Raw genomic sequence first — 3,688 nt, 5'->3', positions numbered from 1 at the left:
AAGGGGGTCCCTTTTGCACGCCGATAGGGGGTCCTTTTTGGACGCCGATTGACACCCGACATCATGGCGGCGCGTGAAGAAGTGCGCCAACGGCGTGCCTACGGCATTCTCTACCTGTCGAAAGGTCTCGGCGGAGCGGCACTGAAGGGGCGGCCCGGGGCGGGGGCGGCCTTGATCGTCAACGGGGCGTACTTCGTGCGTGCTGAAGGGATCGCCCGCGCGCTAGGCGATGTCGTGAGAGAGCAGGCGGTTGAAGTGACTGGGGCCCTCATCGCTCATCGCAGTGGGTCCGGCGCGACAATCGTCATGCAGCCGCTGTTCAACACCACCGGTGGTTATCGCGACTACGTGTTCCCGGCGATCGCCAACATCATACTTCAGCAAACGTTGCCCTTCGCGTCGGCGCGGCTGATCGCTGAACGACGTCGGCGTGGTGATTGGCAGCGCGACCGGGCAACTGCCCTCGGCACCTGGATAGCGATGACACTGATCGGCATCTTTGCCGGCCTGTTCGTGTTCGGGTTCGCGTTCTGGGTGCAGGACGTGCCACGCACCGGCAATGTGCCCGGCCTGCTGCTCGCCCTTCCTGTGTTCGCGGCCACGGTAGCCGCTCTCGGCCTCGTCGCGGGAAGCCTGTTCCGCAGCGGCGACGATACGTTGAAGCTCCTGATGCCGACCTCGGTGCCGCTCGTCTTCCTGGCCGGCTTCGCATGGCCGCTCGATGAGATGCCGGGCTGGCTAGCGGCGATCGCCTGGTTCTCGCCGGCTACGGCCGCCATGCACCTGTTCATTCGCTTCAACCAGATGGGTGCTTCGATCGCTGAAGCCGCCACCCCGCTGTTGGTCCTGATCGGGTTGATGATCGGATACGGGGCGATCTGGTGCTTCGGTCGATCGCATGCCGGACGCGAGGATCCGACCAGCGATGCGGCGGGCTGATCGGTTGTATGTTGTTACGCAGCCGATGAGTTCGGATACCGCCCCGCCACGAAACACAGGCGACGGAGCGGTACCAATTGCCGAAATACGCCGGCGTCCCCTTTTCACAGACGACCTTGGCAGCGTGCAAGTGCCTCAAGGGTGTCCCACCACCACCTTCGAGAGAGAAGGTGTTGATCGGGTGAGGTGTAAGCGGCCAAACTGGAAAAGCCAAACTTCACGCCCTTCGCGCCGCCCCTCACGACAGCTTCAACATGCAAATCAGCATCAGGCTGATTCCGCCCAAGCAGAGGAGCGACAGCACCACCGCCAGCGTGACCCGTCCGCCAGCCTTGGCGACGGTGCGGATATCGACCCCGAGCCCGAGCGCCGCCATGGACACCACGGTCAGGAACGTCGCGGTATGTCCGATCGGCGCGACCGCGATGGTGGGCACCAGCCCGATCGATCAGTCGTTCGTTTCGAGATCTGGCCGATGACGAGCGTGGACAGGCGCTTGTCCGATCGATGATCACGCTGTCGCACGATCTCGGCTACCGGGTCGTTGCCGAGGGCGTCGAGACCGCCGCAGCCGCGGCGATCCTGGCCGAGTTGGAATGTGAGGAGGCGCAGGGTTACTATTTTGCCCGTCCGATGGAGGAAGAAGCGCTGCGGCTATGGCTCGTTGCCTCTCCGTAAGAATCATCCGTTGCAGCCTGACTGACACCTAGATCTGCCGACATACTTGGTTGCAAGCTGATCGACACCGCCGCTGAACATAATCCACAGCGGCGGCGGCGATCGGCATCGATGAGCGTCCTGTTCCCGGTTGTTCCGCTAATCAGCCGTGCGGCCGCATGACAACCTTGATTACACCTTCCTGCTTGTCACGGAACTTCGCGTACATCTCGGGCGCGTCCTCAAGACTGGCCGGATGCGTGATCACAAAGCTGGGATCGATCTCGCCCGCGACGATCTTATCCAGTAGCGGCTTGGTGTAACGTTGCACGTGGGTCTGCCCAAGCTTGATCGTTAGTCCTTTGTTCATCGCTGCACCGATCGGAAGCTTGTCACCCATCCCGACGTAGACGCCGGGCACGGAGACCGTGCCGCCCTTGCGGCAGCTCATGATCGCCTGCCGCAGGACGTGGACGCGATCAGTGGCGAGCATCATGCTTGCCTTCACCTTGTCCATGACCGCGTCCGCCGCCCCGTGCGCGGCCGCCTCGCAGCCGACAGCATCGATGCAGCTGTCGGGGCCCCGGCCCTTGGTTCGCGCCTGCAGCTCGTCATAGACATCGGTTTCGGCGAAGTTAATTGTCTCAGCGCCACCGGCCTCCGCCATGGCGAGTCGCTCGGGCACCTCGTCGATCGCGATCACGCGGCCGGCGCCCATCATCAGCGCGGAGCGGATGGCGAACTGGCCGACCGGACCGCAGCCCCAGATCGCGACGGTGTCGCCATGCTCGATCTGCGCATTCTCGGCGGCCATGTAGCCGGTCGGGAAGATATCCGATAGGAAGAGGGCCTGCTCATCGGTAACGTTGTCGGGTATCTTGATCGGACCGACATCCGCCATCGGCACGCGAAGATACTCAGCCTGGCCGCCGCAGTAGCCGCCCAGCATGTGGCTGAAGCCGAACAGCCCGGCGGGCGAATGGCCCATCGCTTTGGCGGCCATTTCGGCGTTCGGATTGGTTTGATCACAGGCCGCAAACAGACCCTTCTTGCAGAACCAGCACTCGCCACAGCTGATGGTGAACGGCACCACTACCCGGTCCCCGATCTTGAGGTTGGTGACCTCGGACCCGAGCGCCACGACCTCGCCCATGTTCTCGTGGCCGAGGATGTCGCCGGCCTCCATGGTGGGCTGGTAGCCATCCAGCAGGTGAAGGTCCGACCCGCAGATCGCGCAGGCGGTTACTTTGATGATCGCATCGCGCGGGTGCTTGATCTCGGGATCCGCGACGGTGTCGACACGGACATCGCCTTTACCGTGCCAGCATAGTGCGCGCATGTCGTTTCCTCATCTGAGTGGATGTCCCTGTCGTCAGGGCCATGTCTATGACGCTCAACGCCTTGAGCCGCGGCATGGGTCCCCGTCTATTTGATTCGTTTACATCAACGAGCGGCCGTAAAACGGCCGTACGGCCAGCGGGTTGAACGCAGACGGCATGCCCGGCTTGAAAGCCAGCAAGATAATGAAGTGGGTCGCCCAGGCCGTGCAGCCGGCCGACGCGATGGTGACAGGTTCCCACAGGCTGCGCGTCTTCCGCCCTGAGCGTACGGCATGGTCGGCCAGGGCAAAGGACGCATAGATACCGCAGAGGCAAACCAGGCCCGCGAGCAGCACCAACCACGGATCGTGGTCGTGCCGGACGCAGTCGAAAACCTGTACGACCTGGGAGTACATCATGCTCGGCTAACGGCAAGGCGTTAAGACATCCTCAACCGGTCCATATCGGCTTTCCCTGGCTGTGATCCAGGACCAAGGAAGCCGCAGTCGGGTTCTGCGCAGCCATGAACACTTACGTTGCCGAGCCCGCGCCTGTCGTTCGAACCGGCGACCATGCTCGACTGACATAACTTGATTTCGCTCCTCCGGGTCGGTTCCCAGTCGCTACAAAGATTTATGCCTCGCACCGCCGTGGCGCTGGTGGCATTAAGGGCATGATCGGAGGATTACGTCCATGGCACGCAAGAGCATCAAAAGCGACGCGGTGAAACTCAAGGGCGAGACGGCTAAGAAGGCACCGCCGCTGCCGGCGGG

General features: G+C 62.8%; 5 protein-coding genes. 2 read left to right on the top strand and 3 right to left on the bottom strand.

Going from position 1 to position 3,688, the window contains the following annotated elements:
* The first annotated feature begins 48 nt into the window (after positions 1–48).
* Entirely contained in the window at positions 49–939 is an 891-nt protein-coding gene (locus AX702_RS10125) for an ABC transporter permease (protein ID WP_082746193.1), read from the top strand.
* A 238-nt stretch (positions 940–1,177) separates the two neighbouring features.
* Here AX702_RS10125 and AX702_RS22050 read toward each other — a convergent pair whose 3' ends face one another.
* Positions 1,178–1,375 (bottom strand): hypothetical protein, encoded by a 198-nt coding sequence (locus AX702_RS22050; protein WP_007406878.1) that lies wholly within the window; start codon positions 1,373–1,375, stop codon positions 1,178–1,180.
* A gap of 11 nt (positions 1,376–1,386) precedes the next feature.
* On the opposite strand from AX702_RS22050, the gene AX702_RS22045 reads away from it, so the two are divergent.
* On the top strand, positions 1,387–1,617 hold the full coding sequence (locus AX702_RS22045; RefSeq protein WP_113667992.1) for an EAL domain-containing protein: 231 nt from the start codon (positions 1,387–1,389) through the stop codon (positions 1,615–1,617).
* A gap of 142 nt (positions 1,618–1,759) precedes the next feature.
* On the opposite strand, the gene AX702_RS10115 is transcribed toward AX702_RS22045, so the two are convergent.
* Together AX702_RS10115 and AX702_RS10110 are read right to left on the bottom strand one after the other, a co-directional pair.
* Positions 1,760–2,935 carry a zinc-dependent alcohol dehydrogenase gene (locus AX702_RS10115; protein WP_007406891.1) on the bottom strand — a complete coding sequence of 392 codons (1,176 nt, stop codon included), beginning with the start codon at positions 2,933–2,935 and terminating at the stop codon, positions 1,760–1,762.
* A gap of 99 nt (positions 2,936–3,034) precedes the next feature.
* Positions 3,035–3,331 (bottom strand): hypothetical protein, encoded by a 297-nt coding sequence (locus AX702_RS10110; RefSeq protein ID WP_050794228.1) that lies wholly within the window; start codon positions 3,329–3,331, stop codon positions 3,035–3,037.
* Between the last annotated feature and the right edge of the window lie 357 nt (positions 3,332–3,688).

The organism is Sphingomonas sp. CCH5-D11, from assembly GCF_001557395.1.
Taxonomy (GTDB): Bacteria; Pseudomonadota; Alphaproteobacteria; order Sphingomonadales; family Sphingomonadaceae; genus Sphingomonas.
The sequence above is the reverse complement of the archived record's forward strand: the minus strand, read 5'-3'. Positions and strand labels throughout refer to the sequence as shown.

What these genes read in the sequence shown, in the direction of transcription:
- AX702_RS10115 (WP_007406891.1), bottom strand. Translation starts at nt 2,935, where the DNA reads ATGCGCGCACTATGCTGGCACGGTAAAGGCGATGTCCGTGTCGACACC.
- AX702_RS10110 (WP_050794228.1), bottom strand. Translation starts at nt 3,331, where the DNA reads ATGTACTCCCAGGTCGTACAGGTTTTCGACTGCGTCCGGCACGACCAC.